General features: G+C 73.4%; 25 protein-coding genes. 22 read left to right on the forward strand and 3 right to left on the reverse strand.

The genetic code is table 11. From position 1 onward, the window contains the following. Positions 1 to 4: 4 nt before the first annotated feature. The 19 genes from MQV74_RS34410 to MQV74_RS34500 all read left to right on the forward strand — a co-directional run bounded on the left by MQV74_RS34410 (position 5) and on the right by MQV74_RS34500 (position 19,370). Positions 5 to 973 (forward strand): ABC transporter ATP-binding protein, encoded by a 969-nt coding sequence (locus MQV74_RS34410; RefSeq protein ID WP_242726823.1) that lies wholly within the window; start codon positions 5 to 7, stop codon positions 971 to 973. Further along, a complete protein-coding gene (locus MQV74_RS34415; RefSeq protein WP_242726824.1) occupies positions 970 to 1,737 on the forward strand; it encodes an ABC transporter permease in 768 nt (255 codons plus the stop codon). The genes MQV74_RS34410 and MQV74_RS34415 overlap by 4 nt, the downstream gene beginning before the upstream one ends. Continuing rightward, complete coding sequence (locus MQV74_RS34420; protein ID WP_242726826.1) at positions 1,734 to 2,537, forward strand: ABC transporter permease; 804 nt, start codon at positions 1,734 to 1,736, stop codon at positions 2,535 to 2,537. The genes MQV74_RS34415 and MQV74_RS34420 overlap by 4 nt, the downstream gene beginning before the upstream one ends. Before the next feature lie 255 nt (positions 2,538 to 2,792). Further along, on the forward strand, positions 2,793 to 4,031 hold the full coding sequence (locus tag MQV74_RS34425) for a M16 family metallopeptidase (protein ID WP_242726828.1): 1,239 nt from the start codon (positions 2,793 to 2,795) through the stop codon (positions 4,029 to 4,031). Then, positions 4,028 to 4,882 (forward strand): GNAT family N-acetyltransferase, encoded by an 855-nt coding sequence (locus MQV74_RS34430; protein WP_242726830.1) that lies wholly within the window; start codon positions 4,028 to 4,030, stop codon positions 4,880 to 4,882. Before MQV74_RS34425 ends, MQV74_RS34430 begins: the two co-directional genes overlap by 4 nt. After that, positions 4,882 to 5,946 (forward strand): hypothetical protein, encoded by a 1,065-nt coding sequence (locus tag MQV74_RS34435; protein ID WP_242726832.1) that lies wholly within the window; start codon positions 4,882 to 4,884, stop codon positions 5,944 to 5,946. Before MQV74_RS34430 ends, MQV74_RS34435 begins: the two co-directional genes overlap by 1 nt. Positions 5,947 to 5,979: 33 nt before the next feature. After that, entirely contained in the window at positions 5,980 to 6,801 is an 822-nt protein-coding gene (locus tag MQV74_RS34440; RefSeq protein ID WP_242726834.1) for a class I SAM-dependent methyltransferase, read from the forward strand. Beyond that, positions 6,801 to 8,120, forward strand: a complete 1,320-nt coding sequence (locus MQV74_RS34445) for a diaminopimelate decarboxylase family protein (protein WP_242726837.1) — start codon at positions 6,801 to 6,803, stop codon at positions 8,118 to 8,120. The genes MQV74_RS34440 and MQV74_RS34445 overlap by 1 nt, the downstream gene beginning before the upstream one ends. Positions 8,121 to 8,136: 16 nt before the next feature. Further along, on the forward strand, positions 8,137 to 9,168 hold the full coding sequence (locus MQV74_RS34450) for an amino acid--tRNA ligase-related protein (RefSeq protein WP_242726839.1): 1,032 nt from the start codon (positions 8,137 to 8,139) through the stop codon (positions 9,166 to 9,168). Beyond that, the gene (locus MQV74_RS34455) at positions 9,159 to 10,193 is read left to right on the forward strand and encodes a S66 peptidase family protein (protein WP_242726841.1); all 1,035 of its coding nucleotides are present in this window, start codon (positions 9,159 to 9,161) and stop codon (positions 10,191 to 10,193) included. The genes MQV74_RS34450 and MQV74_RS34455 overlap by 10 nt, the downstream gene beginning before the upstream one ends. Next, entirely contained in the window at positions 10,190 to 11,137 is a 948-nt protein-coding gene (locus MQV74_RS34460; RefSeq protein ID WP_242726843.1) for a hypothetical protein, read from the forward strand. The genes MQV74_RS34455 and MQV74_RS34460 overlap by 4 nt, the downstream gene beginning before the upstream one ends. After that, positions 11,128 to 12,189: a phosphotransferase gene (locus tag MQV74_RS34465; protein ID WP_242726845.1), complete on the forward strand. Its 1,062-nt coding sequence runs from the start codon at positions 11,128 to 11,130 to the stop codon at positions 12,187 to 12,189. Before MQV74_RS34460 ends, MQV74_RS34465 begins: the two co-directional genes overlap by 10 nt. Next, on the forward strand, positions 12,186 to 12,935 hold the full coding sequence (locus MQV74_RS34470) for an Mrp/NBP35 family ATP-binding protein (protein WP_242726847.1): 750 nt from the start codon (positions 12,186 to 12,188) through the stop codon (positions 12,933 to 12,935). The genes MQV74_RS34465 and MQV74_RS34470 overlap by 4 nt, the downstream gene beginning before the upstream one ends. Beyond that, the gene (locus tag MQV74_RS34475) at positions 12,932 to 13,864 is read left to right on the forward strand and encodes a cupin-like domain-containing protein (RefSeq protein ID WP_242726849.1); all 933 of its coding nucleotides are present in this window, start codon (positions 12,932 to 12,934) and stop codon (positions 13,862 to 13,864) included. Before MQV74_RS34470 ends, MQV74_RS34475 begins: the two co-directional genes overlap by 4 nt. Continuing rightward, positions 13,861 to 14,889, forward strand: coding sequence for a hypothetical protein (locus tag MQV74_RS34480; RefSeq protein ID WP_242726851.1), 1,029 nt, complete (start codon positions 13,861 to 13,863; stop codon positions 14,887 to 14,889). Before MQV74_RS34475 ends, MQV74_RS34480 begins: the two co-directional genes overlap by 4 nt. Beyond that, positions 14,889 to 15,833 (forward strand): hypothetical protein, encoded by a 945-nt coding sequence (locus tag MQV74_RS34485; protein ID WP_242726853.1) that lies wholly within the window; start codon positions 14,889 to 14,891, stop codon positions 15,831 to 15,833. The genes MQV74_RS34480 and MQV74_RS34485 overlap by 1 nt, the downstream gene beginning before the upstream one ends. 1 nt (position 15,834) lies before the next feature. Then, positions 15,835 to 16,731, forward strand: coding sequence for a sulfate adenylyltransferase subunit CysD (gene cysD / locus MQV74_RS34490; RefSeq protein ID WP_242726855.1), 897 nt, complete (start codon positions 15,835 to 15,837; stop codon positions 16,729 to 16,731). A gap of 2 nt (positions 16,732 to 16,733) precedes the next feature. After that, entirely contained in the window at positions 16,734 to 17,993 is a 1,260-nt protein-coding gene (locus MQV74_RS34495) for a sulfate adenylyltransferase subunit 1 (protein ID WP_242726857.1), read from the forward strand. A 3-nt stretch (positions 17,994 to 17,996) separates the two neighbouring features. Then, the gene (locus MQV74_RS34500) at positions 17,997 to 19,370 is read left to right on the forward strand and encodes an FAD/NAD(P)-binding protein (RefSeq protein ID WP_242726859.1); all 1,374 of its coding nucleotides are present in this window, start codon (positions 17,997 to 17,999) and stop codon (positions 19,368 to 19,370) included. On the opposite strand, the gene MQV74_RS34505 is transcribed toward MQV74_RS34500, so the two are convergent. Beyond that, entirely contained in the window at positions 19,333 to 19,968 is a 636-nt protein-coding gene (locus MQV74_RS34505; RefSeq protein ID WP_242726861.1) for an HAD-IA family hydrolase, read from the reverse strand. The two genes, MQV74_RS34500 and MQV74_RS34505, sit on opposite strands and share 38 nt — an antisense overlap. A gap of 287 nt (positions 19,969 to 20,255) precedes the next feature. Here MQV74_RS34505 and MQV74_RS34510 point away from each other — a divergent pair, with 287 nt between their 5' ends. Beyond that, positions 20,256 to 23,207, forward strand: a complete 2,952-nt coding sequence (locus MQV74_RS34510) for an AfsR/SARP family transcriptional regulator (protein WP_242726863.1) — start codon at positions 20,256 to 20,258, stop codon at positions 23,205 to 23,207. Between the two features lie 8 nt (positions 23,208 to 23,215). Here the strand turns inward: MQV74_RS34510 and MQV74_RS34515 are convergent, their stop codons facing one another. Both MQV74_RS34515 and MQV74_RS34520 read right to left on the reverse strand, forming a co-directional pair. After that, entirely contained in the window at positions 23,216 to 23,479 is a 264-nt protein-coding gene (locus MQV74_RS34515) for a hypothetical protein (protein ID WP_242726865.1), read from the reverse strand. Positions 23,480 to 23,520: 41 nt separating this feature from the next. Then, positions 23,521 to 25,215, reverse strand: coding sequence for a thiamine pyrophosphate-dependent enzyme (locus MQV74_RS34520; RefSeq protein WP_242726867.1), 1,695 nt, complete (start codon positions 25,213 to 25,215; stop codon positions 23,521 to 23,523). Between the two features lie 366 nt (positions 25,216 to 25,581). On the opposite strand from MQV74_RS34520, the gene MQV74_RS40940 reads away from it, so the two are divergent. Further along, on the forward strand, positions 25,582 to 25,713 hold the full coding sequence (locus tag MQV74_RS40940) for a hypothetical protein (RefSeq protein ID WP_278194282.1): 132 nt from the start codon (positions 25,582 to 25,584) through the stop codon (positions 25,711 to 25,713). Between the two features lie 371 nt (positions 25,714 to 26,084). After that, on the forward strand, positions 26,085 to 26,510 hold the full coding sequence (panD, locus tag MQV74_RS34525; RefSeq protein WP_242726869.1) for an aspartate 1-decarboxylase: 426 nt from the start codon (positions 26,085 to 26,087) through the stop codon (positions 26,508 to 26,510). Positions 26,511 to 26,521: the final 11 nt, after the last annotated feature.

A 26,521-nucleotide genomic window follows, 5' to 3' on the forward strand; every position in this document is an offset into this window, starting at 1 on the left:
GACCGTGAACGTGATCGAAGTCGAGGGCCTGCGCCGGGTGTACCCCGCAGCCAAGGGAATGCGGCGCAAGGTGTCGGATCCGGTGGTGGCGCTCGACGGGGTCGACCTCTCGGTCGGCCGCGGGGAGATCCACGGTCTGCTGGGACCCAACGGGGCCGGGAAGACCACACTGTGCAAGGTCCTGTCCACCGTGCTGCTGCCGACCTCAGGCACCGCCCGGGTGCTCGGCCACGACGTGGTGTCGCAGGCCCGTGAGCTACGGCCGCACTTCGGCATCGTCTTCGGCGGCGACCGCGGCCTGTACGGGAAGCTGACGGCACGCCAGAACCTCAGGCACTGGGGAGCCCTGTACGGGCTGCGCGGCGGCCGGCTGGCCGAGCGGGTGGACGTGATGCTGGAGCGCGTCGGGTTGTCCGGGCGCGCCGACCAGCGGACGGAGACCTTCTCGCGCGGCATGAAGCAGCGGCTCCACCTGGCCCGCGGGCTGGTCCACGAACCCTCCGTGCTCTTCCTGGACGAACCGACCACGGGCATGGACCCCGTGGCCGCCAGGGACTTCCGGGTGCTCGTCCAAGAACTTCGGGCGGACGGCCGTACGGTCCTCCTCACCACCCATGACATGGCGGAGGCGGAGGAGCTGTGCGATCGGGTGACGCTGATCGACGGCGGTCGCGTGGTGGCGAGCGCCCAGCCGGGGTCGCTGGCCGACTGGCTGGGCAGATACGAGCGGGTCACCGCGCGTGGCGTGCCGGACGAGGTGCTGCCGCGGCTGCGCGAGCTGCCGGGGGTGGGCGCCGTCCGTACGCAGGAGGACGGGACGGTGGCCGTCGACGTCCATGCCGCCGGAGCCGGCGGGCGGGTGCTGCGGCTCCTTCTCGATGCCGGAGTGACCGCGGTGGCGACCGCGCCGCCGAGCCTGGAGGAGTTCTATCTCCACATGGTCGGCGACCGCGGAATGGCGGTGGCGGGATGAGGCTGTACGGAGAGGGATTCCTCCACGAACTCAGATTGATGCGGCGGTCGTTGGGGAACTTCCAGGTCCTCATCACGGTGCCGCTGTACACCGTGGTGCTGCTCTCCATGGCCGACCACGCCGACCGGGCCGGACTCATGTCCTACGCGGTACTGGCACCGGCCTTCATCGCGCAGTGGTCGATGGCCCTCTTCGTGGCAGGCGATCTGGTCAGCCAGGAGAGACAGCTGGGCACGCTGGAGGCGATCGTCACGACACCGGCGTCGTTCGCCACACTCGTCGTGGGGCGGATCTCGGCGATCGTCACGGTCAGTCTGCTGGCGTTCGGCGAATCGGTCGTCGTGGCCCGGCTGCTGTTCGGCGTCTCCCTCTCGGTGGGGCATCCGTGGATCCTGCTCGCCGGGTTGGTGGCCGGGACGTTCGCGATGGCCGGGACGGCGGGGATCATGGCGACGCTGTTCGTCCTGGCCCGCTCGGCCCGTACCTTCCAGAACAGCCTGAGCTATCCCTTCTACCTGCTGGGCGGCGTCCTCGTGCCCGTCGCCCTGCTGCCCGACTGGCTCCAGCCGCTCAGCCGACTCGTCTTCCTCTCCTGGGAGGCGGACCTGCTGAGGGCCGCGATGGACCCGGACCCGGTGCACCACCTGCCCGAGCGGCTGGGGTGGATCGTCGTCCTGGGCGGGCTGGGACACGCGGCGACCCTCCTGCTGATGCGGTCGATCCTGCGCAGAGTCCGGTCCCTCGGAACCCTGGGGTACGCATGAACGCCCTGGCCGGCCGTGCGGCCGTGGTCCGGTACAGCGCGGCCAACGCCTTGGCCGACTTCGCCGCGAGCTACACCTGGTCCACCTGGCTGCTCGGCTGGGTCGCCCGGATGGTCTGCCAGGTGGTGTTCTTCACCCTGGCCGGACGGGTGCTCGGCACCGCGGGCCAGGAGGAGTTCCTGCTGGTCGGCAACGGCCTCATGGTCTGCGTCATCGAGGCCATGCAGGTGGTGGCGTCCACGACGTGGGAGCGGAGGGCGGGCACGCTGCCACTGCTGATCGCCTCACCGGCCGGACTCTTCTGGGTCTTCGTCGGGCGGAGCCTCCAGTGGCTGGCCAGCGGGATCGCGACGTCCTGCATCGCGCTCCTGACGATCAGCCCGTTCTTCGGAGTGGACTGGACGCCACGGCAACTCCTGCTCCTCGTCCCCCTGGTGGCCGCCACCGCGGCAGCCACCTACTGCCTGGGTCTCTTCCTCGCCGCGTTCGTGCTGCGAGCCAGAGAGATGCGCAGCATCGTCTCCAACGTCGCCTACCTGGTGATGATGGCGATCTGCGGGGTGCAGGTGCCCACCGGCTACTGGCCCGGCTGGGTGCGGGCCTTCGCCGAGCTGCTGCCGCTCACCCACGGCCTGCGGGCGGTCCGTGCGCTGCGGGACGGCAGCGCGTGGTCCGGGCAGCTCGCCCCGGTGCTGCTCCTCGGACTGGTCGGGGCCGGCTGGCTCGTGGCGGCCCGGCTGGCGTACGGCCTGTGGGTCGGCCGGGGCCGCAAGGACGGATCGATCGAGTTCTCGTCGTGACCCGCCGAACGGCCCGCTGACCCCCCCTGAACTTCCCCGCCGTCACTGCGACCCGATCCAGGGCGACGGGGATGCCAGAGCAAGACCCCCTACCTGAAGGAGGTGAACAACATGACCCGCAACCACAAGACCGGCCTGCGTCCGCGTCTGGACAAGGTCGTCGTCAAGTCCGGCAAGTGACCCACGTGTGCCGCGGGGGCCTCGGCCCCCGCGGCACCGCGGTCGAGGACCGCGCCCGCATCGAAGGGAGAAGCAGTGACCGACCCGCACACCCATCGGCTTTCCCGGCAGGCGACGGCCTTCGCGTCGACCGACCGCAGCCTGGAGACCACCACGCTCGCCCTGGCCGTCCAGTACGGCTCACGCAACGACCCGCACGCCCAGGGCGGCATCGCCCACCTGCTCGAACACCTGCTGATGACCGCCCCCGTGCCCGGGGGACACTCGCTGACGGAGAGCATCGAACGCCTCGGCGGCCAGTCCAACGCGCTGACCGCCCTGGACGGGATGGTCTTCCACGCACGCGTCCTGAACGCCGACGCGCCCGCGGTGGCACGACTGCTCTGCACGGCCCTGCTCGACCCGAAGCTGGACGACGCGTTGCTGCGGTCCGAACGCCGCGTGGTGCAGCAGGAGCTGACGGCGGCTCAGAACGACCCGGCCGACGTCGTACAGGATGACTTCCTCGCCGAGCTCTTCCCCGGCCACCCGCTCGGCCGCCCGGTCGGCGGGGTGCCCGCCGAACTCGACCGGCTGACCCTGGACGACGTCCGCGAGGCCCACGCCCGGTCCTTCGTCCGTCGGCGCCTCGCCCTGATCAGCGTCGGCGGACTCGCCCCCGACGCCCTGGCGGAGGTGGCATCGGACGTGCTCACCACCCCGTACGCGGACCAGCCGCTGACCGACGAGCCCGTGGCCCTCGACCCGCTGACGCCCGGTCCGGACGAGCACCTCGACTGGTCGGGCGACGGCTTCAGCTGGCTGAGCGCCGGAGGCAGGGCCCCGGCCCTCGACTCCCCGGACCGGTACGCCTACCAGGTGCTCTCCTGCCTGCTGGGCAGCAGCCCGTCCTCGCTGCTCTACCGGCGGCTGCGCAACGACGAGGGACTCGCGTACGCCTTCCAGTCCTGGTCCCGCAGCTACCTGGAAGCCGGTGCCTGGCGGGTGCTGGTGGGCGCCGAGTCCCGCAACGGACCGGCCCTGGTGGCGATCGTCCGGGAGCTGCTCCAGTTCCTGAGTACGGAGGGTCCCGGCGAACAGGACCTGGAAGTGGCCCGGCGGCAGGCCCTCATGGACGGCCTCGTCGACCGTGAAAGCCCCACCGAGCACGCCATCCAGCTCGCAAGCCGCACCCGCGCCGGTTCGGTCGAGTGGTCGATGAGCCAGGAGCAGCGGGCGCTGCGCGCCGTCGGCGCACAGGACGTGGCGAAGGCCGCGGCCCGGATCCTGGAGCAGTTCACCGTGGTGGTGCGCTCCCGTGGGGGGGACGCGTGAACGTCAACGCCACCGCGCAGGCACAGCGGATGCTCTCCGGCCACCCCGCCGCCGACTACCTCAGCATCTGTCAGCGGGCGGGAGTGCTCACCCGCACGCCCGAAGGCGAGTTCTGCGCCGGGGACGCCCCGGAACCGCTCACCCGCGCCCCTCGGTACTTCGTCGAATACGCCCAGTCGCAGCTGATGACCTCGCCGACCGGGCCGGGCCGGCTGCTGGCCGCCGCCGCGCCGCGCGCGGAGGTCGTGCTGCGAGCCACCGCCGACATCGCGCTGCCGGCGCCGTGGGAGCCGCTGCTCACGTACGTGCTCTGGACCGGACCGGCCGGAGCCGACACCCCGCGGAGCACCGACCACAGCGCCATGGACGAGGGCGGCGACATCGGCCTGGCCACCGCCGCGGACGAGCCGTTCGTCCAGCGCTGGATGGAGCAGGCGGTCAGTGACGCGTCGGTCCTCCAGACAGGCACCCGCGCACTGGACGGCGCCGTGCGGGAACAGACCGGGCTGATCCTCGGCCAGCCGGGCAGGCGGTCGCTGATCGCCCGTGCCGACGGGCAGCCGATCGGACACGCCACGCTCGACGAGGAAGCCCTGGACGACATCACCGGCGTGCGCTTCCTCGAACTGATCGACATCCTCGTCGACCCCGGGCACGACGTACGGGCCGTCACCCGTCGCCTCACCCATGCCGCGGTCGAGCGGGCCGACGAGCTCGGGCTGCCGCTGGTGGGCCACGTGGTGCACCAGCTCACGGACCCGGAGCACGGACCGCGTGTGATCGGCTCGCTCACCGCCCGGGGCTGGCGGCCCCTGTGGGTGTACTGGCGGCACCCCGCCAAGGACGCCTGATGACCGCCATCGACCTCGCCACGCTGTACCGCGTCATGGACGTGGACCCGGACGCGCCGCTACGCGTACTGCTGCGCAAGGCCCGCGCCCTGTCGCCCTCGCTCCCGGGCCTCGTGCTCTCCGCCGCTGTGGCCGAGGGGGCAGAACTCGGCACCGGCTCGGCCGACGAACTGCGCCGGGTCACCGCTCGGGTGGACGCCTACCGGCGGATAGCCGAGCACTGCTCCACCGCGTACGGCGCGCGTTCCGTCAAAGGGGTGTCGCTGCTGGAGCGGTACCCGGCCCGGCTGCTGCGGGGCATGGGCGACCTGGACCTGGTCCTGCCCGACGAACAGGCGCTGTGGCGGTCCGTCGCCCACATCATGGCCACCCACCCGGTGACCGAGGTGGCGGTGTCCGTCATCGACGGGGCGCGGCGCCACATCCTCGCCACCCCGCGCTGGCCGGCCGAGGACCCGGTGCTCGACCCCGAGCTGAAGGTGGACCTCACCACCTTCGCCTTCGCCGGCGACCACGCGACGGTCCCGCTGCGCCCCGCGCTGCCCGCCGACCCGGTCGTGGCGGACCTGCTGATGCTCGCCGACGAACGGACCCAGCGCCCCTTCAACGTCAAGGACGCGCTGGACACCACGGTCCTGACGGGAGGGGCCGACGCCCCGTCCGCGGCGGCCCTGGCAGCGGCCGCGCGTGACTTCCGCCTCGCCCCCGAGCTGTGGGAACTGCTGCGCAGGACCCACGAGCTGACCGGTGCGCCACCGGAGTCGAGCTGGGCGGGGCTGCCCGAGGCGGCGGCGGCCGAAGAGGCCCTGCGCACCGCCAGGGGCGCGGCCGGCGGCACCGAACCGGACGACACCGAGGCCCGCATGGCGGCCGGACTGCCCGTCCACGGCTTCCCGCTGCGGTTCCGCTCCCGGCCGCACTGGCAGCGGGCCCGGATCTGCCGCGCCGCCGGCTGCGTGCTGCTGCGCACGCCCGTCTCGGACCATCTGCTGGTCGGCGGGGGCCAGGTGGCCGTGGAGGACTACCACCGGGCGCTGGCCGCGGTGGGCGAGCTGCCGGACTGACACTTCCCGCTTCATCAACATCGGAGAACGACCATGACCACTGCCCTGACTCCCCGCGGCGCGGACGAGGTCCGCGCCCTGCCCTACGTCGCCCTGCTCGCCCTCCTGGAGGAGGCCAACCTGCCGCCCGGCGGCCTGGACTCCGTACGCCGGATCTGCCAGGAGGCCCATCTGCGCCCCGGCCTCGACGTGCTGCACGCCGGATGCAACGCGGGCTTCCTCAGCCGGGAGGTGGCGCGGCGCACGGGCGCCTCGGTGCTGGGCATCGACATATCCCCGGACATGGCCGATGCCGGGAACCGGCGGGCGGCCAAGGAGGGCCTCGCCGGGTCGGTGCGCCACGAGAACCGGGACATGCGGCGCAGCGGCCTGGCCGACGCCTCCTTCGACGTGGTGCTCTCCGGCGGCGCGCTCGCCTTCGTGGACGGCAGGGAGCAGGCCGTCCAGGAGTGGCTGCGCGTGGTCAAGCCGTACGGTCTGCTCGCCGACGTCGAGCTGTACTACGCCAAGGAGCCCCCGCGGCAGGTGCTGGGCAAGGTCGCGGAGATGATCGAGGTCGAGGTGCCGCGCTACGACCGCGACTACTGGGTCGATCTCTTCACGCACGAGCGGCTGCAGCCGTACTACCGGCACGACGCGGAGGCCGGGGCCCGTTCCGACAGCGAGGTCGACGACTACTGCGCCGCGATGGTCCGGCGCAGCGCGGCCGACTGGGCGCCGGACGCCCAGGAGGCGCTGCACGAGCGGCTCCTGGAGATCTTCCGCGCCTTCAACGAGAACATGAAGTACCTGTCGTACACGCTGTTCGTGCACCGCGTGGTGCCGGAGGGCGACGAGCCGACGCTCTACCTCTGATGGCCCGCCCACCCCGGCAGGCCGAGCTGACCAGCGGCCTGCCGCAGCTGGCATACGTGAACGACCGCCTGACGGTGGACCGCACCCTGGACCTCACCGAGCTCCTGGAGCGGTCGGAGCACCCGGTCCTGCTCTATCTCACCGGGCGGGCGACCGCGAACCTGCGGGCCCTGCGCGAGTCCTTCGAAGCTCACTTCAGCCGGGTCAAGGTCTTCTTCGCCCTCAAGTCCTGCTACGTACGACCGGTGGTCGAAGCACTGCTCGCCGAGGGCGCGGGGCTGGAGGTCATGTCCCACCTCGAGCTGCGCCTCGCCTCGCAGCTGGGCTGCGCGCCCGACCGCGTCGTGGCCAACGGCGTGGGCCGCAGCCCGAGGCACGCCGCCGAGGTGACCGGGGGCGCCGGTCTGGTGGTGGTCGACAACCCGGAAGACCTGGAGGAGGTGTCCCGGGCCGCGGTCGCCCGGGGGACCGTGGTGCCGATCGGCCTGCGGGTCACGCCCGAGGCCGACACGGAGCGGTTCCTCGGGCGCGGCGGCAAGGTGGGCGCCGACTGGGCCGGGGGCCGGTTCCTCGACCTGCTCGACCGGGCCCTGTCCGCACCGGGTGTGGAGGTCGAGGCACTCCACGCGCACCAGCTCACCCACGGCGCCGACCTGGCCCAGTACCGCGCCTGCCTGCGCGGAGTCGCCGAGGTGGCGGCCGAGGTGGAGCGGCTGCGCGGCCTGCGGTTCGAGGTGATCGACATCGGTGGCGGCCTCGACACCCGCTACCTGCTGCACCGCGGCGGCCTGGACGCACCCGACTTCGCGCGGGTGGCGGCCGAGGAACTCGCAGCCGTCGGCTACGACTTCGAGCTGTATCTGGAACCCGGCCGCTACGTGGTGGCGGACGCCGCGATCGGCCTCACCCGGGTCACCGGGGAGAAGCCGGGCGACGCCTCCCGATGGCGGATCGCCGACCTGGGATCCAACATCCTGATCCCGCTGCCCGACATCAGATACGAGCCGGTGCCGCTGGCCTGGCCGGAGCCGCAGGAGCCCTGGGCGACCTACCACGTGGCGGACGGGACCTGCGCACCCTCGGTGCTGGCCCGGCAGGTACCGCTGCCCACCGGGCCGTCCGGCCGCCGCCTCGCCGTGCTCAACTGCGGCGCCTACACGTCTGTGTTCGCCGAGTGCTGGGCCTTCCCCCTGCCGGAGGTGCTGGCCTGGGACGGGGCACGGCTCACCACCGTGTTCGGCGAAGAGGACCAGGCCCGGATGTTCGAGAGCGTCCACGGCTACCGGCTCGACCTGTCACTCGCCCCCCTGTCCCGCTAGCACACCGGAGACCCCAATGATCGAAACCTTCGCCCCGCAGCCTCGAACCATCGCACCGCCGCGGCTCTGGGACGACGCCGAAAGCCACTTCCACGCGGCCATCGACTCTCCCTGGTACCGGCTGATCACCCAGCTGAACGCACTGCTGGTCGAGCAGACCGCCGACTTCTACCGGGAACGCGGGATCTCCCCGGTCCTGATGCCGGTGACGGTCGGCTCGGTGTCCAGCCCGATGGGCCTGGGCAGCGACAGCCTCCCGGTCGAGGTCGACCTGTTCGAGGACCGGACGTATCTGGCCGACTCCATGCAGTTCCAGCTTGAGTTCATGCTCCGGCACGGGCTGGCCGGCGCCTACTACGTGATGCCGACCTTCCGCGGCGAGACCCCGGACAGCAGCCACCTGAACCAGTTCTTCCACTCCGAGGCGGAGATCGTCGGCGGCCTCGATGACGTGATGCGCCTCGTCGAGGCGTACGTCCTGAGGCTGGCCCGCGCCGTGCTGGCGAGCAAGGTCACCGACGCGGTGGGCGGCGCCGCAGGCACGCTGCGCCACCTGGAAGAACTGGCCGCTCGGGACTCCTTCCCGCAGATCACCTTCGCCGAGGCGCGCCACCTGCTCGGCGACGCCTGCTTCACCGAGGTCGTGGACGGCGTCCCCGCCATCACCCGGGCCGGCGAGCAGCAGTTGATCAAGCACTACGGCGGTGTCGTCTGGCTGACCCGCCCGCACCGTCTCGCCGTGCCGTTCTACCAGGCCGGCGACGCGGACGGCACCGCGCGCTGCGCCGACCTGCTCCTGGGCGTCGGCGAGGTGGCCGGCTGCGGCGAGCGGCACGCCACCGGCGCGCACGTGCTGGCCGCGCTCGCCGAGCACGGCGTCGCCCCGGCCGAGTACGAGTGGTACGTGCGGATGCGCGAGAGCCACCCGCTGCGCACCGCGGGCTTCGGCCTCGGCACCGAACGGCTGCTGCTCTGGATGCTCCAGCACGGCGACATCCGTGACCTGCACGTCATGCCGCGCCTGCGGGGACAGCATTCGTGGCTGTGACCCAAGCCCCGCGGCGTCCGCCCGCGCTGCGCCGAGGCGATGTGGTGGGCCTGGTCTCGCCCTCGGGGCCGCTCGCGGCCCGCTGCCCCCGGCGCCTGGACCGGGCGGTCCGGGCGCTGGGCGACGCGGGGTTCGAGGTGCGGCTCGGCAGATCGCTCGCGGCCGACACGGGGGATCGGGCCGGGAGCGCGCGGGAACGGGCCGACGACCTGATGGACCTGGTCGCGGACGACCGGGTGCGGGCGGTGTTCGCCACGGTCGGCGGATCGGGCGCCGACGAGCTGATCCCGTACCTCGACGCCGAGGTGTTCCGCGGCCACCCCACCCTCCTCGTCGGCTACAGCGACTTCACCTCGGTGCTCCTCTGGGCGCACGAACGGGCCGGGACGCAGGCCTGCTACGGTCCCGCCGCCCTGCCGCAGTTCGGCGAGCCGGACGGCATCGACCGCTACGGCCTCGCCGCGCTGCGGCAGGTGTTGTCGGCACCGCTGCCCGCGGGTCCGCTGCCGAGCAGCGACACCGTGGTGGTCGAGTACCGGGAGTGGGACCGCGACGACGACCGGGCCCGGACCCGGCTGGCCGCCGGAGCACGGCGGATTCTGACGCCGGGGCAGGCCGAGGGCCCGCTGCTGGCCGCGAACCTCTCCTGCCTGGCCGACACGGTGCGGCGCGGCGGCCGGGTCCCGCGCTGCGAGGGCCGGATCGTGCTCCTTGAGGAGTCCGACACGGCCGACCGGGACCGCCTGCTGCGCAACCTGCGGACGCTCGGCGGGACCGGCCTCGTGGAGCAGGCCGCGGGCATCGGCTTCGGCCGGTTCGCCCAGACCTGCAACGGGCTGTGGGACCACGCCGAACTGCTCGCCACGCTGGCCCGGTGGACGGCCGCGGCACCGGGGCCGGTCGTCGCGGATCTCGAGTTCGGGCACACCGACCCGGTACTCACCCTCCCGCTCGGCGTGCGCACGCGGCTGACCGCCCGGGACGAGGTCGAACTGCGGCTGCTGGAAGCGGCGGTGACCCCATGACCCCGGCGACGGACCCGCTGCCGACCGGGGCCATGCTGAGCTGGGCGCGGCACGTGGTCGGCCCGGTGGGGGAGCCCACACTGCTCTCCCGCTCCAACAGTCTCCTGTGGCGGCTTCCCGGTGCGCGGGGCGACTACGTCCTCAAGCACCTCACCGACCCCTCCAGCGATCTCGAAGCCGAGACGGCGCTCCTGGCGGCGCTCCCGCCCCACGCCCCGTTCCGGCGTCCGCTGGCCGTGCGCCGCCTGGCGGACGGCAGCGCGCTGACCCTGGCCGCATACGTCGAAGGACCCTGCCTGGCCGACGTGTTGGCCACCGCCCCGACGGCCACGGCACAGGACTGGGCCGGGCAGTGGCACGCCATGATGCGGCTTGTGGCGGCCCGCCCGGCGAGCGGATTCGGCAAGGCCGACGCCCGCGGACACGCCGAGCACCGCACCTGGAGCGGCTTCCTCAGCGCCTACCTGGAGCGCCAGCGCCGCAAAGCACCTCGCCTCGCGGCACTGCGGTACGCCCCCCTGGCCGAGACGCTGACGCGCCTTCGAGCACCGCTGGACCGCGCCGCCCCCGTACCGACCCTGCTGTCCGCCGACGTCAACCACCGCAACTTCCTGGTCACGGCGGACGGACTGCACTGCGTCAACGTGCCGGTGCTCTGGGCGGGTGACCCGGCGGCCTGCTACGGCGAGGCCCTGGTCCACTGGGACGGCAGCCACGGAGCGCGGCGCCTGGTGGAGCTCTCGGGAGCGCCCGCCTGGCGGCTGCACTGGTACGCGGCCTTCCACGCGTACGTCATTCTCGCCTTCGTCGAGCGGTTCAGCCCGGAGCCGCTGGCCGAAGCGCGTCCCTGGGGAGGACGCAGCCCGCTGCTGTCACTGCTGGACCGGCACCTGACCGCTCTGCGCGCCTCCCTCGTCCTATCCGAGGAGACGGCATGCCGGTAGCACGCAAACCCCGCTCGGCGGGCTTCTTCAACTTCGACGAGCACGACCTGGCCGAGATCGCCCGCGCCTACGGGCTGCGCACGGCGGACGCGTTCTACCCGATCCTGCTGGACGGGGAGACCGCGACGCTCCTCGAGGTGCGCTCGGCGACCAGCCGCAAGGCCATGATCGAGGACGAGGGACGGCGCTGGTTCCTCAAACAGATCCCCTGGTACGCGCAGGACGAACAGCAACTCGACTTCAGCCACGCCTACCAGGCGGCGGCCCACCGCGGCACCGGACTCGCCCCCGCGATCCGCAGGACGCTGGACGGCGCGAGCCGTCTGCGCCTGGGCGGCAGCGTCTTCGTCCTGTTCGAGCACGTGAAGGGCGTGCGCCACACCGGCGGTGTCGCCCAGCTGCACAGCGCCGGAGAGGCCTTGGCCAGGCTGCACGCCTGCGCGCCGAGCCTGGACGCGGCCCCCGGCGAGGACTATCTGCGCCTGGTCGCGGACCATCTCGCACTGGCCGCCGACACCAGCGACCCGTCGCTGCGCCCGCTGGTCGAACTGCTGGGCGGAGAACTGGCCCACGCGCGGCAGGAGCTGCACCGGGCCGGCTGGGAGCAGCTGCCCCAGACGGCCGTGCACGGCGACGTCAACCCGTGGAACCTGCTCTTCACCGAGCGGGGACAGGTCACCGCCGTACTGGACTTCGACAACTGTGACCGGGGCAGCCGTCTGCGCGACCTCGCCGAGGCCGTCCTGACCTTCGGCGGCCTGGCCTACGACCAGGACTCGACCGCCTTCGCCCGGCCGTTTCGCTGCGAGGTCCGCGCAGAGCGGGCCGGCCGGCTCGTCGCGGGCTACCGCGGGGCCTCCCCGCACCCCTTCACGGAGGCCGAGCTGCGCTGCGCCGACCCGCTCCTGCGGACGGTGTTCGTGGAACTCGCGGCCCTCGGGGTGATCAAGGGAGAGCTCCACGGCTCCGACGAGGGGTACGTGCGGCAGTGGCTGGGCGAAGCACCCCGGCTTTCGCTCTGGCTGCGGGAGACGGAAGGGGCACGCGCATGAGGACCGACCGGATGACGGAGTCCACCCGGGTCGTCCTCGTGGGCGGCGGAAAGGGCGGGGTCGGCAAGTCCACCGTCGCCGCAGCGCTCGCCGAGCGGCTGGCCGAGCGGTCGCGCGTCGCGCTGCTCGACGCCGACCTGTCCGGCCCCAGCCTGCCCACCCTGCTGGGCCTCACGGACCGTCCCAGGGTGGTGGACGGCAGGATGCTGCCGGTACCGGCCGGACGGCTGGGCGTGATGTCCACCGGCCTTCTCGGCCCCGCCGACAAGGCGTTCACCTGGCGCGGACCGCTGCTGCGGGGCATCCTCCGGCAACTCCTGAACGAGGTGGCCTGGGGGCCGCTCGACTTCCTGGTCGTCGACCTGCCCCCGGGCAGCGGTGAGATCCACACCGCCCTCCTCGACCTGGTGACCCCCTCGGCGGCGGTCGTGGTGACGACTCCCCAGCCGCTGGCCGTCGCGGACACCCGCCGGTTCCTCTCCTTCCTCGCCGAACAGGTCCCCGTCGTCGGCGTGGTGGAGAACATGTCCGGCATCGAATGCCCCCAGTGCCACCGGCACAGCGAGACCCCCGCCGCCGGAGCGCGCCCCGCCTGGCCGGCCGAGACGTTCCGGCTGCCCATGGTGCTGGGCGAGCAGCGCCCGTGGACCGCGAACCCGGCCTTCCGGCAGACCATCGACGACTTGGCGGACCGGCTGCGCGACCGGTGCCCGGCCGCCCCCGTACCAGCAGAGGGAACAGCATGACACTGGATCTGGAGACCCTGGTCGCTCCGCTGACCGCCGCCGAGTTCCTCGACCGGAACTGGCCGGGGAGCCCGTACACCACCGACGGCGACCCGGAGCGGCTGGCCGAGCTGGCCGCCGTCCCGGCCCTCGCCTCGAACGCCGCCGTCCTGGACGCCTACCGTGCCACCGTGTCGCTGCTGCGCACCGACGGGGTCAGCGCACGGGTGCCCGACGGCCCCACGGCGGCCCCGCTGCTCGCCGCCGGCTTCACCTGCTACCTGCGCCGCGTGGAGGAGCACATCCCGCAGCTGCGGGCGATGGCCGAGGCGGTGGCGCACGACCTGGGCATGCCGGCGACGTCAGTGACCTGCGAGATCTTCTGCTCCGCTGACAGCAGCGGGGTGTCCATGCACAGCGACCACGACGTGAACTTCGCCCTGCTGCTGCGCGGGCACAAGCGCTGGCGACTGGCACCCAACGAGCACATCAGGAACCAGACCGGGGTCTGCCTCCCGGGCAACCGGCGACAGCGCGAGGAGGACCAGCTCGCGCTCGCCGACCGGCTGCCCTTCCCGGACCGGCTGCCCGACGACGCGCTCAGCGTCGACGTCGGGGCGGGCGGCCTTGTCTTCCTGCCCCGCGGGTGGTGGCACGAGACCCAGGCGCAGGGCGAGTGCCTCCAGGTCAACTTCGTGGTCAAGGGACCCGACTGGACCTCCGTCCTGGTCCAGGCGCTGACCAGTCGGCTGACCGGAGACCCACGGTGGCGGGCCCACGCCTACGACGTGTGCGCCGCGGGGGAGCGCGGCGAGCGGGCGGCAGCCGTGTTCGCCGACCTCCTGAAGGGGCTGAGCGGCGACTTCGCCGCCGCCGATCCGGCCGACCTGGCCGAGCGCCTGCTCGCCGACTCCGGGCTGCTGCCCGCGGACCGGGCCGGGGTCCGATGATCCTCGTCCGCTCCGCCGCGTCCGGCGGTGTGCTGGTCACCGGGAACCCCGCCGACCTGGCCGGTCTCACCGCCTCCTTCCAGGGGTTCCTGACCGTCTCGCCCGCCCCGTCCGGGCCGGCCGCCCACCCACTGGTCGCGCTCACCGACACACCCCCCGAGGGCGCGCGGTGGGAGCGCCTCGTCTTCGCCTCGCGATTCGAACCCGACAGGGTGCTGTACGTCGACCACGAGCGGCGCGCGGTGACCGTCTGCGGTCCCGCGGGAGCATGGCGGACCCTGCAGGCACTGCGTACGATCCGCAACCTGCTGCGCTGGCAGGCGTTCACCGCGGGCCAGCTCTTCCTCCACGGCGGCATGGTGGCCTTCGACGGCCGGGGCACCGCCTTCCTGGGCGGGAAACGGGCCGGGAAGACCTCCTCGATCCTCTCGGCGCTCCTGGCCGGCGGCGCCTCGTTCGTCTCCAACGACGACCTCACCGTCGAACTGACCGAAGACCACGCCCCGACCGGGCACGGCTGGCCCCGCAGCGTCAACGTGCGGGCCGACACCCTGGTGTCGTTGGAGTCCGTACGGCCGGGCATCACCGAGCGGGTGCTGGCGGCGAGCCATCCGACCAACGGCTGGGACGGCGAGCACCGCTCCGGCAACGGCGGGCTGCCGCGGAGCGTGTGGACCTACCCCGCCGAACTCGCCGCCGAGCTGGACTTCCCGCTGGTCCCACGGGCACGGCTGACCGCGCTCGTACTGCCCCGGTTCGACGCGGACAGGGCCACGCCGGAACTGGAGCGGATCACTCCCGACGAGGCCGGGGAACTGCTCCGCCCGCATGTCGAGACCGCCGCCTCGCACTACGACGCCTTCCTCCAGGGCTGGTACTCCGACCAGGGCCCGGCGCGGCGCCAAGAGGCCCTGGACGCCTTGCTGGAGCTGCCCGCCTACCGGCTGCACCAGGACCTGCCCTCGCTCACCGCGGCCGCACGGCTGGTCCGTACCGCCGTCCTCAACGAACCCACGGAGACGTGATGCAGTACTACCTCAGCGTGAGCCACACGGACATGAGCGCCCGCCGAAGCCGCTGGCGGGACCCGGCACGCCGCGCCGAGCGGCCCGTCGTCAAACAGCTCGGCACCGCACAGGCCGCCACCGACTTCCCCGGCGGCCTCGTGGCGCTGGTCGGCGATGACGGGCAGGTGAGGCGGTCGGTCCCGCTGTGGGGTGTGGAAGGGCTGCTGCCGCTCGACGGACAGCTCCTGGCGGCCTGCCCCTGGGGGATCAGCAGCCTGGACCCCGACCTCACCGGCGCCGCACCGTATCTGTCCGCCCCGTGGTGCAACTACCTGCACTCGATGCGCCCGACGGAGGGCGGCGGCCTGCTGGTCGCCTCCACCGGCGTGGACCTGGTGGCGGAGGTCACCGGACGGGCGGAGGAGCCGAGCTGGCAGTGGTGGGCGACCGAGAACGGATACCCGAAGGACGCCACCGGCGAGGTGCGGGACCTGGACCGCACCGTGGACCACCGCGGCCTGAACTACGACACCAAGCTGCACACCACGCACGTCAACTCCGCACTCCCGCTGGACGCGGACCGGGTACTCGCCACCTTCTTCCACCAGGGCGCGCTGATGTGCATCGACCGCGGCACCGGGAAGGCCGTGCCGCTCCTGGAGGACCTGCGCAGGCCGCACGCGGTGCGTCGGCTCGACGACCAGCACCTGACCCTCGTCGACACCGGGCGCGGCCAGGCCCTGGTGGTACGCCTCGGGCCCGAGCTGCAGGCCGAGGTGGTGAGCCGGGTCGACGCCGGGACGACCTGGCTGCAGGACGCCTGGTTCGACGGAGAGCGCTGGCTGCTCGTGGACGGGGCCAACTCCCGCGTGGTGCACGCCGACGCGGCGGGGCGCACGCTCCGCGTGGACCGGTTCGACCTCGACTGGCGGCTGTACGAAGCCGTACCGGTGGTCCGCTGAGATGCGTTCCCCGAGCCATCTGGAGGCGCTGGAGGCGGAGTCGGCACACATCCTGCGCGAAGTGGCGGGGGAGTTCGAGCGGCCGGTGATCCTCTTCTCCGGCGGCAAGGACTCGATCGTGATGCTGCACCTGGCGCTCAAGGCGTTCGCCCCGGCGGCCGTCCCCTTCTCCCTGCTGCACGTCGACACCGGACACAACTTCCCCGAAGTGCTCGCCCACCGCGACCGCGTCGTCGCCGAGCACGGGCTGAGGCTGCACATCGCCCGCGTCCAGGACTTCATCGACGACGGCCGGCTGCGGGAACGCCCGGACGGCACCCGCAATCCGCTCCAGACGGTCCCGCTGCTCGACGCCATCGCGACCCACGGGTTCGACGCGGTCCTCGGCGGCGGCCGCCGTGACGAGGAGAAGGCCCGCGCCAAGGAACGCGTCTTCTCCCCGCGCGACGAGTTCGGCACCTGGGACCCGCGCCGCCAGCGCCCCGAGCTGTGGACCCTGTACAACGGCCGGCACCTGCCCGGTGAACACGTCCGGGTCTTCCCGCTGGCCAACTGGACCGAGCTCGACGTCTGGCAGTACATCCAGCACGAGGGCATCGAACTGCCGGCGATCTACTACGCCCACGAACGCGAGGTCTTCGCCCGGGACGGCGTGTGGCTGACCGCCGGAGAGTGGGGCGGGCCCAGGGGGCACGAGACGGCCCGGCGCCGCCGGGTCCGCTACCGCACGGTGGGCGACATGTCCTGCACCGGGGCGATCGAATCCGACGCCGTCACCGTCGCCGAGGTCATCACCGAGATCGCCGCCAGCCGGCTCACCGAGCGCGGCGCGACCAGGGCGGACGACCGGCTCTCCGAAGCCGCCATGGAAGACCGCAAGCGCGAAGGGTACTTCTGAGCATGAACACGAAGCCGCCTCACCTGCGGATCGCCATGGCCGGTTCCGTCGACGACGGCAAGTCCACTCTGGTCGGCCGTCTGCTCCACGACTGCAGGGCGGTGCCGGCGGACCAGTTCTCGGCCGTCGTCCAGGCCTCGCTCCGACGCGGCCTCGACGCGCCGGACCTGGCGCTGCTCACCGACGGCCTGCGGGCCGAACGCGAGCAGGGCATCACCATCGACGTGGCCTACCGCTACTTCGCCACGCCGCGCAGGAGTTTCGTCCTCGCCGACACCCCCGGCCACGCGCAGTACACCCGCAACATGGTCACCGGCGCCTCCACCGCCGACCTGGTCGTGGTGCTGGTCGACGCCCGCAACGGAGTGGTCGAGCAGACCCGCCGCCACACCGCCGTCGCCGCCCTGCTGCGAGTGCCGCACGTCGTCCTCGCGGTCAACAAGATGGACCTGGCCGACTACGCCGAGCCCGTCTTCGCGAAGATCGCAGAGGAGTTCGCCCGCTGCGCCGCCGCCCTCGGCATCCCGCGGACCACCGCCGTCCCCGTCTGCGCGACCGTCGGTGACAACGTGGTCCGGCCCTCCGCCCGGATGGACTGGTACGGGGGGCCGAGCCTGCTGGAACACCTGGAAGCCGCCCCCGCGGGCGGGGCGACCGGCGAGGAGAGCGCCCGTCTCCCGGTCCAGTACGTCATCCGGCCCCGGCACGGCGACGTCCGTGACTACCGCGGCTACGCGGGCCAACTCACCGCGGGCACCCTGCGCGTGGGTGACGCGGTGACCGTGCTGCCCGCGGGGCGCGTCAGCTCGGTCGCGGCCCTGGACGTGCTGGGCGCACCGGCCCGGGAGGTGCGGGCCCCGCAGTCGGTGACCGTCCGCCTGGCCGACGACCTGGACGTCTCCCGGGGCGACCTGATCGCGCCCGTCGCCGATGCCCCCCGGGTCACCAGGGACATCGACGCCACCGTCTGCCACCTCGACGAGCGCCCGCTGCGCGCCGGTGACCGGGTCCTGCTCCGGCACACCACCCGGACCGTCCGCGCGGTCGTCACGGACATCTCCTCGCGCCTCGACCTGTCGGACCTCTCCGCACGTTCCGCCCCCGGGCTCCTCGCGGTCAACGACCTGGGGAGGGTGCGCATCCGCGTCGCCGAGCCGCTCGTCGTCGACCCGTACGCCGACCACCGCGGCACCGGGTGCTTCATCCTCATCGACCCCTCTGACGGCGCCACCCTCACCGCCGGTATGACAGCCGAGGCCTGATCCATGAACGCTTCCCACCGCATCGTCGTCATCGGCGCGGGCGCGGCCGGCACCCTGGCCGCGGTCCACCTGCTGGAGCGGGCACGGCGGACGGGCACCGGCCTGGACGTGAGGCTCGTCGACGACGCCGGCACGGCCGGCCGCGGAGTGGCCTACGCCACCGCGGACTCCCGCCACCGCCTCAACGTCCCCTCGGGGCGGATGAGCGCCTACCCGGACCGCCCGCACCACTTCGCCGACTGGCTCGCCGCACGGCTCGGCGGCGCGCCGGAGCCCGACGCGTACGCGCCGCGCGGCCTGTACGGGCAGTACCTCGCCGACGTCCTGGCCGCCGCGGCGCGGACCAGCACCGGTCGGCTGAGCCGGTTGCGGGACCGGGCCGTCGAAGTCACCGAGGACGGGAGCCGCGTCCGCGTCGGACTGCGCTCGGGGGCCGGCCTGGAGGCCGACGCCGTCGTGCTGGCGCTGGGCACCTTCCCGCCCCCGGTGAGCTGGGCCCCGGCGGAGCTGCGCGACTCGTTCCGGTTCGTCCGCGACCCGTGGGTGGCGGGCGCCCTGTCCGGTGTCCCCGATGACCGTGACGTCCTGCTGGTCGGCACGGGGCTGACGATGGCCGACGTCGCCCTCACCCTGGCCCGTCCGGGACGAGTCGTCCACGCGGTGTCCCGCCACGGCCTGCTGCCCCAGGCGCAGGCCGACCGGCTGACGGCGCCCGTCCCGCCGCCGCCGCTGAAGCCGCAGCACGGTCTCGCCGCACTGCGCCGTTCGCTGCTGTGCCACGCCTCTGCCGTCCGGCGCAGCCAGGGGGACTGGCGTCCTGGCATCGACGGCTTGCGGAGCATCACCGCGAACCTGTGGCGCGAGCTGCCCGCCCAGGACAGGGAACGCTTCCTCACCGAGGACCTCAGGCTCTGGGAGGTGCACCGCCATCGCCTTGCCCCGGCCAGCGCCGCAGCGCTCCAGGCAGCCATGGGCGCCGGTCGTGTGGCCGTGGGCCGAGCGGTGGTGGAGCGGGCGGCCGAGCGGCCGGAAGGGCTGCGGGTGGCACTGTCGGACGGCCGGACGCTGACGGTGGGGAAGGTGGTCAACTGCACGGGAGCGAACGGGGACTACCGGCAGGTGGCCGACCCACTGGTCCGCTCCCTGCTGGTCACCGGGCTCGCCCGCCCGGGCCGCCACGGCCTCGGCCTCGCGACGGCCGAGGACGGGCGGCTGACCCCGGCGGACGCCGCGAGGCCCGCGCCCCTGTGGACACTGGGCGCGCCCCGCCGCGGCGACCTGTGGGAGACGACGGCCGTCCCGGAGATCCGGGCGCAGGCCGCGCTGCTGGCCGACACCCTCACCCGGCTGCCGGTTCGGCTCCCAGCAGGGGAGTGAGTACGGTCCGCAGCCGCGCCGCCCCCGTGTAGTGGTGCGCCGCCATGCCGAGCTGCCGGGCGGCGGCGACGTGCTCGGCCGTGTCGTCGACGAAGAGGCACCGGTGGGGCGCGGCGCCGACGCGTTCCGCGGCGAGCAGCAGGACCCGCGGGTCGGGTTTGACCAGTCCGATCCGGGCCGTGTTCACCACCGCGTCCACCGCGCCGGACAGACCGAGCCGGTCGAGGTCGGCCTCAAGGCGGGTGGTGGCGTTCGAGACCAGGGCGACGGGGACCCTTCGGCGCACGGCGGCCACGAGCCGCACCATCTCCGGATCCAGCCGGCCCACAGGCCGCGCCCACGCGTCGACCAGCTCGTCCGCCCGTCGTGCCGACCCGCAGACACCGGCGAGGTCCTGTGCGACTCCCGCGCGCCACTGCTCGTCGCTGACCTGTCCGGTGATCGCGGGAAGCAGCCTGTCCGGAGCGAACGCCGCGGCCGCCAGGGTGCCTTCGGGCAGCCCGTGGGCACGGTCCAGAGCGGGCATCGCATCCGGTGCCCAGATCCGCAGCACACCGTCGAGGTCGCAGAGCACGGCGTCGTAGATAGGTTCCTCCACGGGGCCGATCCTGTCATGTCCCGCACTTCCGTTGGCCATCGGCTCTCCCGCGCGTCCCGTGGCCCGGACACGCTGCCGCGGGCTCGCCGATGGCGGGGGTCCGCCGTGCCGGGCCGTCGGCTCAGAGGGCCGGGCGCGACACGTTCTGCCCTGGTGGCGTGCCCCTTTGCCCCCCTTGGATGATCGGTTAATGTACTGCTCATCAATGCGGCTATCGCGGTCACGCCCTCCCATCCGCGGCATTCGCGGTGTCTCTGCGCGGGGCTGCAGGACAGAGGGGTGGGGGCATGGAAGACGGGCTGTGGTTCGCTGTCCTCGGTGCGGTCAGGGTGACCAGGGGCGGTGCTCCCATAGGGCCGCACTCTCCCCAACAGCAGGCCTTGCTGAGCGCGTTGCTGCTGCGCTCCGGCCGGGGTGCCGCGGCGCACGAACTGATCGCCGCGATCTGGGGCGAGGACGCTCCCAACTCGGCCCTCGCGAACCTGCGGACGTACGCCTGGCGGTTGCGTCAGGCGCTAGAGGCGGACCGCTCCGCACCGACCACCCTGGTGTCGCTGCACGACGGCTACCGCCTCCACGTGTCACCGGAGCGCGTCGACGTGCTCCGGGCCGAACAGCTCGCCGCACGCGCCAGGGCCGCACGGTCCGAGGAGCGGCACCAGGACTGCTGGAACCTGCTGACGCAGGCGATCGGGCTGTGGCAGGGCGAGCCGCTGGCAGGAGTGCCCGGACCGTTCGCCGCACAGCAGCGTGAGCGCCTGAGCGAACTGCGCCTGGCCCTCGTCGAGGAGCGCTTCGCATGTGACCTGCAGTGCGGCAGGGACAGCTTGCTCATACCCGACCTCAACGCCTTCACGAAGGAACACCCGCTGCGGGAACGGCCCTACGGATTCCTCATGCGGGCCCTGTACCGCACGGGCCGGCAGGCGGACGCCCTCGCGGTGTTCGCGCGGGCCCGGCGCCGGCTCGCCGAGGAACTGGGGGTGGACCCAGGACCCGAACTGCACGCGATCCAGGAGTCGATCCTGGCGGGCGACCCGGAGGCCGCGCTGCGCGGCCGGGCGGAGAGCCCGCTCCAGGGGCCCGCGTCCGCCGCCCGCACCTTCGCGCCCAAACCGTACGTCGCGCCCAAGCAACTCCCCGCTGACGCGGCCGACTTCACCGGGCGCGCCGCCGAACTCGACCGACTGTGCTCGGCCCTGACCGCGGCGGAGCGCGACGTGCTGCCGGTGCTGTGCATCACCGGCATGGGCGGCGTCGGCAAGACCACCCTCGCGCTGCGGGCCGCCCACCGGACCAAGCACCTTTACCCGGACGGGCAGTTCTACGCCGACCTGCGGGGCTTCGAGCGGGAACCGGTCGCCCCCGACGCCCTCCTCGGCACCCTGCTCACCGCCCTCGGCGTCCCGGGCGACACGCTGCCCGTGAGCACCGACGACCGGGCCGCGCTCTTCCGCACGCTGCTCGACGGCCGCCGTGTGCTGCTGCTTCTGGACAACGCGCGGGATCTCGACCAGCTCGCACCGCTGCTGCCCGGATCGGCCGGCTGCGCGGTGATCGTCACGAGCCGGACCCAGCCGACCGGACTGCCGACCACCGTCCGGGTGGCGCTCGACACCTTCGACGAGGACGAGGCGTCCTTGCTCCTGGCGCGGATCGTCGGCGCGGAGCGTACGGCCGCCGAACCGGAGGCGGTCGCGGCCCTCGCTTCGGCCTGCGGCCATCTGCCGCTCGCGGTGCGGATCGTCGCCTCCCGGCTCGCCGCCCGCCCGCGCTGGCGCGTGGCGATGATGGCCGAGCGCCTGACGGACGAGCAGCACCGCATCGGAGAGCTGCGGGCCGGCAACCTCGCCGTGGCCGCCGCGTTCTCGCTCAGCCATCAGCAGCTCTCCCCGGCACAGGCACGGGCGTTCGGCCTGCTCGCACCGCTGGCCCGGCACGGCATCGGGCTGGCCGCCGCGGCGGCCGCACTGGGGACGGGCGAGCCGGCGACCGAGGAGGTCCTCGAAGGGCTGACGGACGCGGCACTGCTGGAGTGCCCGCTGCCGGGCCGCTACCACTACCACGCGCTGGTCCGCTCGTTCGCGCTCGACCTGCCGGGCGCCGACGCGGCCCCCCAGGCGCTGGTGGCGCTCCTCGACCATCTGCTCGCAGGCGGACGTGCCGCCTTCCAGCAGATGGTGCCGGGGGACCCGGCCGACGTGATCCTGCAGCCCGCCGCGGCGGCTGGTCCGGCCTTCGCGGACCTGGAGGCGGCGCGCCGCTGGATCGCGGACGAGGCCGAGTCCATCGGCCACGTGGTGCACCTGGTCGCCCAGGATGCCACCGGGGACGGCACGTCCCTGCGGGCGGCCGTCGACCTGCTCGTCGCGCTCAGCCCGTTCGGCAAGGAGATTCCGTACGACCAGCTCGCGGCGGTCGCGGGGGAGGCGGCCGCCACCGCCGCGCTGCGCGGCGACGACCGGGCCCTGGGCCGGGCGCTGTTCGTGTGCGGCAACGCCGCCTTGCAGAGCGGCCGCCTCACCGAGGCCGCGGAGCATACGGCGGCCTCCGCCGCGGCGTGCCAACGGGCCGACGACCAGGTCATCCTGTTCCAGACCCTCAACGACCGCGGGCTCGCCGCCCAGTTCCAGCACCGCTACGAAGGCGCGGTCGCCTACTACGACAAGGCTCTGGTGATCGCCAGGGAACTGGGACAGAGGTCGGGGGAGCTGACCGCCGCCCTCAACGCGGCGCTCGCGCGCGTCTGCGGCGGCCGGGCACAGGAGGCGCTGACGGCCTGCGAGGACGCGCTGGGCGCGCTGCGGGGCCTGGGTGACGTGTCCGGTACCGCCTACGCGCTGTCGCTGAAGGGGCTCGCCCTGCATCACCTCGGCCGGTACGAGGAGGCGCGCGGCGCGTACGAGGACTGTCTGGCCGTGTGCGAGGCGAGCGGGACGCGTGGCCAGGAGGCCAAGGCCAGGCTCTGGCTCGCCGACACGCTCAGGGCGCTCGGTCAGGTGCCGCAGGCGCTCGCCCAGGCGCAGCGGGCGCTCGCGATGTGCGAGGAGCTCGGTGTCCGGCGGGACCAGGGGGGTGCGCTCCTGGTGCTCGCCGAGGTCTTCGCGGACCTCGGCGACACGGCGGTGGCACTGGCCCGGGCCGAGGAGGCGCGGGCCGTCTTTGAGGCGATGGGGCTGCCGGACGCCACCGAGGCGAGCGATCTGGTCGACCGGCTCGCCTCGGGGCAGACGGGCTGAGGACGCGGTCAGCCCTTGCTGTTCCACTCGCTCGGGTCCCCGGCGCCGCCGGCGCCGTTCGTCGTGAGAGGGGTCTGCGGGTCGCTGCTGGACAGGGCCGGCGCGATGTCCGCCTGCGCCGCGGTGGCGGAGGCGGCGACGGCCGGACCCGCGGCAACGGCGAGTACGGCGGTGCCGACCGCGAGGGCCAGGCGGGTGCGGACGGTCCTGGGGCGGGTCGAGCGGATCATGTGCGGTCCCCCGTGGTGGGTGTGGGTCATGCGGTCGGGCATCAGCTTCCTGCAACCGGCTCTAAGGCGGATACACGGGTGACCTATGTGGTCCCGGGTGCCCGTGGAGCGGAGGTGCCGTCCGTTCGCGGACGGCCGCGGGTCTCCGCCTCGTAGGCGTGGACGAACGCGTCGCTGTACGTGACCGGCACCTGGATCAGGACCGGTCCCCGGGCGTCCGCGCTCGCGGAGAGCGCGGCGAGGAGGGCGTCGTAGCCCTCGGCGCGCACGGCGGGCACGCCGTTGGCCTCGGCGAGCCGTACGACGTCGACGGGGCGGCTCGTGGTGGGGGCACCACGGCGGCTGACGCCTTCCCCCGGCGCCCGGACGCTCCGGAACGTGCTGTCTCCGGTGCTGTCCGCGACCACCACGACGAGCCGGAGACCGAGGTGGGCCGCCGTCTCCAGCTCGTCACCGTCGGAGTGGAAGCCGTCGTCTCCGGCGAGGACCACGACCCGGGTCGGGGGGTCGGCGAGCGCGGCGCCCATGCCGAGCGGCAGGCCGGTGCCGACGCCGGCGGGGCCGGACGACGCCAGGTAGTCGCCGGCTGCCGAGGGGGCGAAGTGCACGCCGCCGAGGTGCCCGCTCAGGCCGGTGTCGGCGGCGAGGCGAAACCTCCCGGTCGCCTCCGCGAGGGCGCTGAGGATCTCGGGGCCGCGCAGCGGACCGGTGCGGTTCTCGGGGGCGAGGCTGCCGCCAGGGACCGGCATGTACGGTTCTGGCCGCCGGTAGGCCGTCAGTTCCTGGGCGAGGCGGCCCAGGAAGGCGCCGCACGCCCCGACGAGCGAGGACTCCGCGCCGAACGCGGCGTCGTCCTGGGGCCATTCGGAGAGCGCCAGGACTCGTTTGGGCCCACCGCGGCCGCGCCAGGTGTCCGGGCGGTGCTCCACCGGGTCGTAGCCGACGAGGACGATCAGGTCGGTGTCGGCGAAGACCGCGTCCAGGTACCTCAGTTCGAACAGCACGTCCGCGTACGGGCTGACCACACCGCCGTAGAGATCGGAGGCGACGGGCACGGTGCCGTGGGCGGTGTACGTCGCGGCGACGGGAATCGCGAACCGCTCCGAGAACTCGGCCACGGCTCGGGCGAGCCCGCGCCCGACGACCCCGCCACCGGCGACGATCAAGGGACTGCGGGCGGCGCGGAACGCCCGCACCCACACCTGGACATCGGCCTCGTCCCAGGTGGCGACGGAGCGCCGGATCGGGGGCGGATCCGGTACGGGCGCGGTGGCCGCGCCGCTCAGGACGTCCACCGGAACGCTGACGAACGCGGGCCCGGGGCGGCCGGTGCGGATCGCGGCGATCGCCTCGGTCAGGACGCGGGGCGTGTCGGCGGGGGCGCTGATCTCCGCCGCGTACTTCGTGATCGGACGCATCCGGGCGACGCTGTCGGCACGGGGGTGGACCTCGTCGTGCCCGAGGACGCCGGTCCCGGCGCGGGCGCCCAGGACGAGGATCGGGTCGCGGTCGAGCATGGCCGTGGCGCACCCGGCCGCGATGCGGGTGACGCGCGCGTCCGACGCCACCCAGCAGACCTGAGGGGAGCGGGTGACGCGCGAGGCGCCGATCGCCATGCCGACCGCGGTCACGTCGTGACGGGCCGGCACGAAACGCAGCCGTGCGCAGCCGTCACCGAGCAGGAAGCCGACGCCGTCCGCGTCGCGGTCCGAGGTACCGAAGACACGGGTGAAGCCGGAGTTCCGCAGGATTTCCGCTATCTGGTGGGACACGTGCACGGCGATCTGGCCTTCCTGGCGTTCGGAGAGGTCGGAGCGGCACCACCACGAAGAGGCCCTCGCAAGGACGGCGAGGCCCCCTTGCCCCGCAGACGCGCCTTCCGACTCCCCGTACGCGCAAGCTGTCCCGGCCTCACCGCCGACGCGAGGCCGAGGCGTGCACTGAACGCTAGGGAGAAGTGATCTATCCCTGATATGCGACGAATATATGGATTCGGGGCACGGCATGTATCACGTGACCGTGACCGTGACCGGCGTCGTCTCCGCCGCGTCCCCGATCGGGCACCCGCCGACCGGAGCCGCGCGTCACGGTGCAGGGTGCCCGGCCAGGGCGAACGGGGCGGCCACGGCGAGGAAGCGCCCGCCGTGCGACGCCGCATCGAGCCTCAGCCGTACGCGCGGGGCGTGGGCGGCCGGCGCACCCGGGCCGCGCGCGGCATGTCCGCGGTCATCTCCCGGTGCGCCTCGACGATCACCTTCCCGAACGCGGACCGGTAGCGGGCGCCGGATACAGGCGGAGCATCCGACCGATCACGCGGGCACCGCCGGGCCGTCGGCCGCCAGCCGCCGCCTGACTTCCGGGGCGATGGCGTACCCGTGCCGGGGCGCGTTCGCCGGCGCGGTCAACGGCAGCAGTGCCGGTTCCTGCGTCCCTCGCTCACTCGCGGCAGCAGAGCATTCCGCCCCGCGGACCATCAGCACGCACGGCCGAACGGCCCGGGCGTCCGAAGGAGCTGCCCATGCCGCGTGCGAGGGCGGTGCTCGCCATGGGAGTCTGTCTGTCGTGAGCCCCGAGGCAGACCCGGGGACTCGTTGTGACCCCTTTTAGGGCCCTTGCGCGCCCTAACCGCATGAATGGCTGATTGATCATGCTGCGTACCATGTTCAAGTCCAAGATCCACCGTGCCACCGTGACCCAGGCCGACCTGCACTACGTCGGCTCCGTCACCATCGACGCCGACCTCCTGGAGGCGGCGGACCTGCTGCCCGGGGAGCTCGTGCACATCGTCGATGTCACCAATGGTGCCCGCCTGGAGACGTACACCATCGAGGGGGAGCGCGGCAGTGGTGTCATCGGGATCAACGGCGCGGCCGCGCACCTCGTGCACCCCGGCGATAAGGTGATCATCATCAGCTACGCCCAGGTCGACGACGCCGAGGCCCGTGCGCTGCGGCCGCGGGTCGTGCACGTCGACGAGGGCAATCGCGTCGTGGCCCTCGGTGACGACGCCGCCGCACCGGTGCCGGGCGACCCCGACATGGCGCGCTCGCCGCAGGCGGTGGCGCGCGCCTAGCGGCGGCACCC

The organism is Streptomyces sp. AN091965 (genome assembly GCF_022698285.1).
In the GTDB taxonomy this organism is placed as follows: Bacteria; Actinomycetota; Actinomycetes; order Streptomycetales; family Streptomycetaceae; genus Streptomyces.

What these genes read in the sequence shown, in the direction of transcription:
- MQV74_RS34415 (WP_242726824.1), top strand. Translation starts at nt 970, where the DNA reads ATGAGGCTGTACGGAGAGGGATTCCTCCACGAACTCAGATTGATGCGG.
- MQV74_RS34420 (WP_242726826.1), top strand. Translation starts at nt 1,734, where the DNA reads ATGAACGCCCTGGCCGGCCGTGCGGCCGTGGTCCGGTACAGCGCGGCC.
- MQV74_RS34435 (WP_242726832.1), top strand. Translation starts at nt 4,882, where the DNA reads ATGACCGCCATCGACCTCGCCACGCTGTACCGCGTCATGGACGTGGAC.
- MQV74_RS34440 (WP_242726834.1), top strand. Translation starts at nt 5,980, where the DNA reads ATGACCACTGCCCTGACTCCCCGCGGCGCGGACGAGGTCCGCGCCCTG.
- MQV74_RS34445 (WP_242726837.1), top strand. Translation starts at nt 6,801, where the DNA reads ATGGCCCGCCCACCCCGGCAGGCCGAGCTGACCAGCGGCCTGCCGCAG.
- MQV74_RS34450 (WP_242726839.1), top strand. Translation starts at nt 8,137, where the DNA reads ATGATCGAAACCTTCGCCCCGCAGCCTCGAACCATCGCACCGCCGCGG.
- MQV74_RS34460 (WP_242726843.1), top strand. Translation starts at nt 10,190, where the DNA reads ATGACCCCGGCGACGGACCCGCTGCCGACCGGGGCCATGCTGAGCTGG.
- MQV74_RS34465 (WP_242726845.1), top strand. Translation starts at nt 11,128, where the DNA reads ATGCCGGTAGCACGCAAACCCCGCTCGGCGGGCTTCTTCAACTTCGAC.
- MQV74_RS34470 (WP_242726847.1), top strand. Translation starts at nt 12,186, where the DNA reads ATGAGGACCGACCGGATGACGGAGTCCACCCGGGTCGTCCTCGTGGGC.
- MQV74_RS34475 (WP_242726849.1), top strand. Translation starts at nt 12,932, where the DNA reads ATGACACTGGATCTGGAGACCCTGGTCGCTCCGCTGACCGCCGCCGAG.
- MQV74_RS34480 (WP_242726851.1), top strand. Translation starts at nt 13,861, where the DNA reads ATGATCCTCGTCCGCTCCGCCGCGTCCGGCGGTGTGCTGGTCACCGGG.
- MQV74_RS34485 (WP_242726853.1), top strand. Translation starts at nt 14,889, where the DNA reads ATGCAGTACTACCTCAGCGTGAGCCACACGGACATGAGCGCCCGCCGA.
- cysD (WP_242726855.1), top strand. Translation starts at nt 15,835, where the DNA reads ATGCGTTCCCCGAGCCATCTGGAGGCGCTGGAGGCGGAGTCGGCACAC.
- MQV74_RS34495 (WP_242726857.1), top strand. Translation starts at nt 16,734, where the DNA reads ATGAACACGAAGCCGCCTCACCTGCGGATCGCCATGGCCGGTTCCGTC.
- MQV74_RS34500 (WP_242726859.1), top strand. Translation starts at nt 17,997, where the DNA reads ATGAACGCTTCCCACCGCATCGTCGTCATCGGCGCGGGCGCGGCCGGC.
- MQV74_RS34510 (WP_242726863.1), top strand. Translation starts at nt 20,256, where the DNA reads ATGGAAGACGGGCTGTGGTTCGCTGTCCTCGGTGCGGTCAGGGTGACC.
- MQV74_RS34515 (WP_242726865.1), bottom strand. Translation starts at nt 23,479, where the DNA reads ATGCCCGACCGCATGACCCACACCCACCACGGGGGACCGCACATGATC.
- panD (WP_242726869.1), top strand. Translation starts at nt 26,085, where the DNA reads ATGCTGCGTACCATGTTCAAGTCCAAGATCCACCGTGCCACCGTGACC.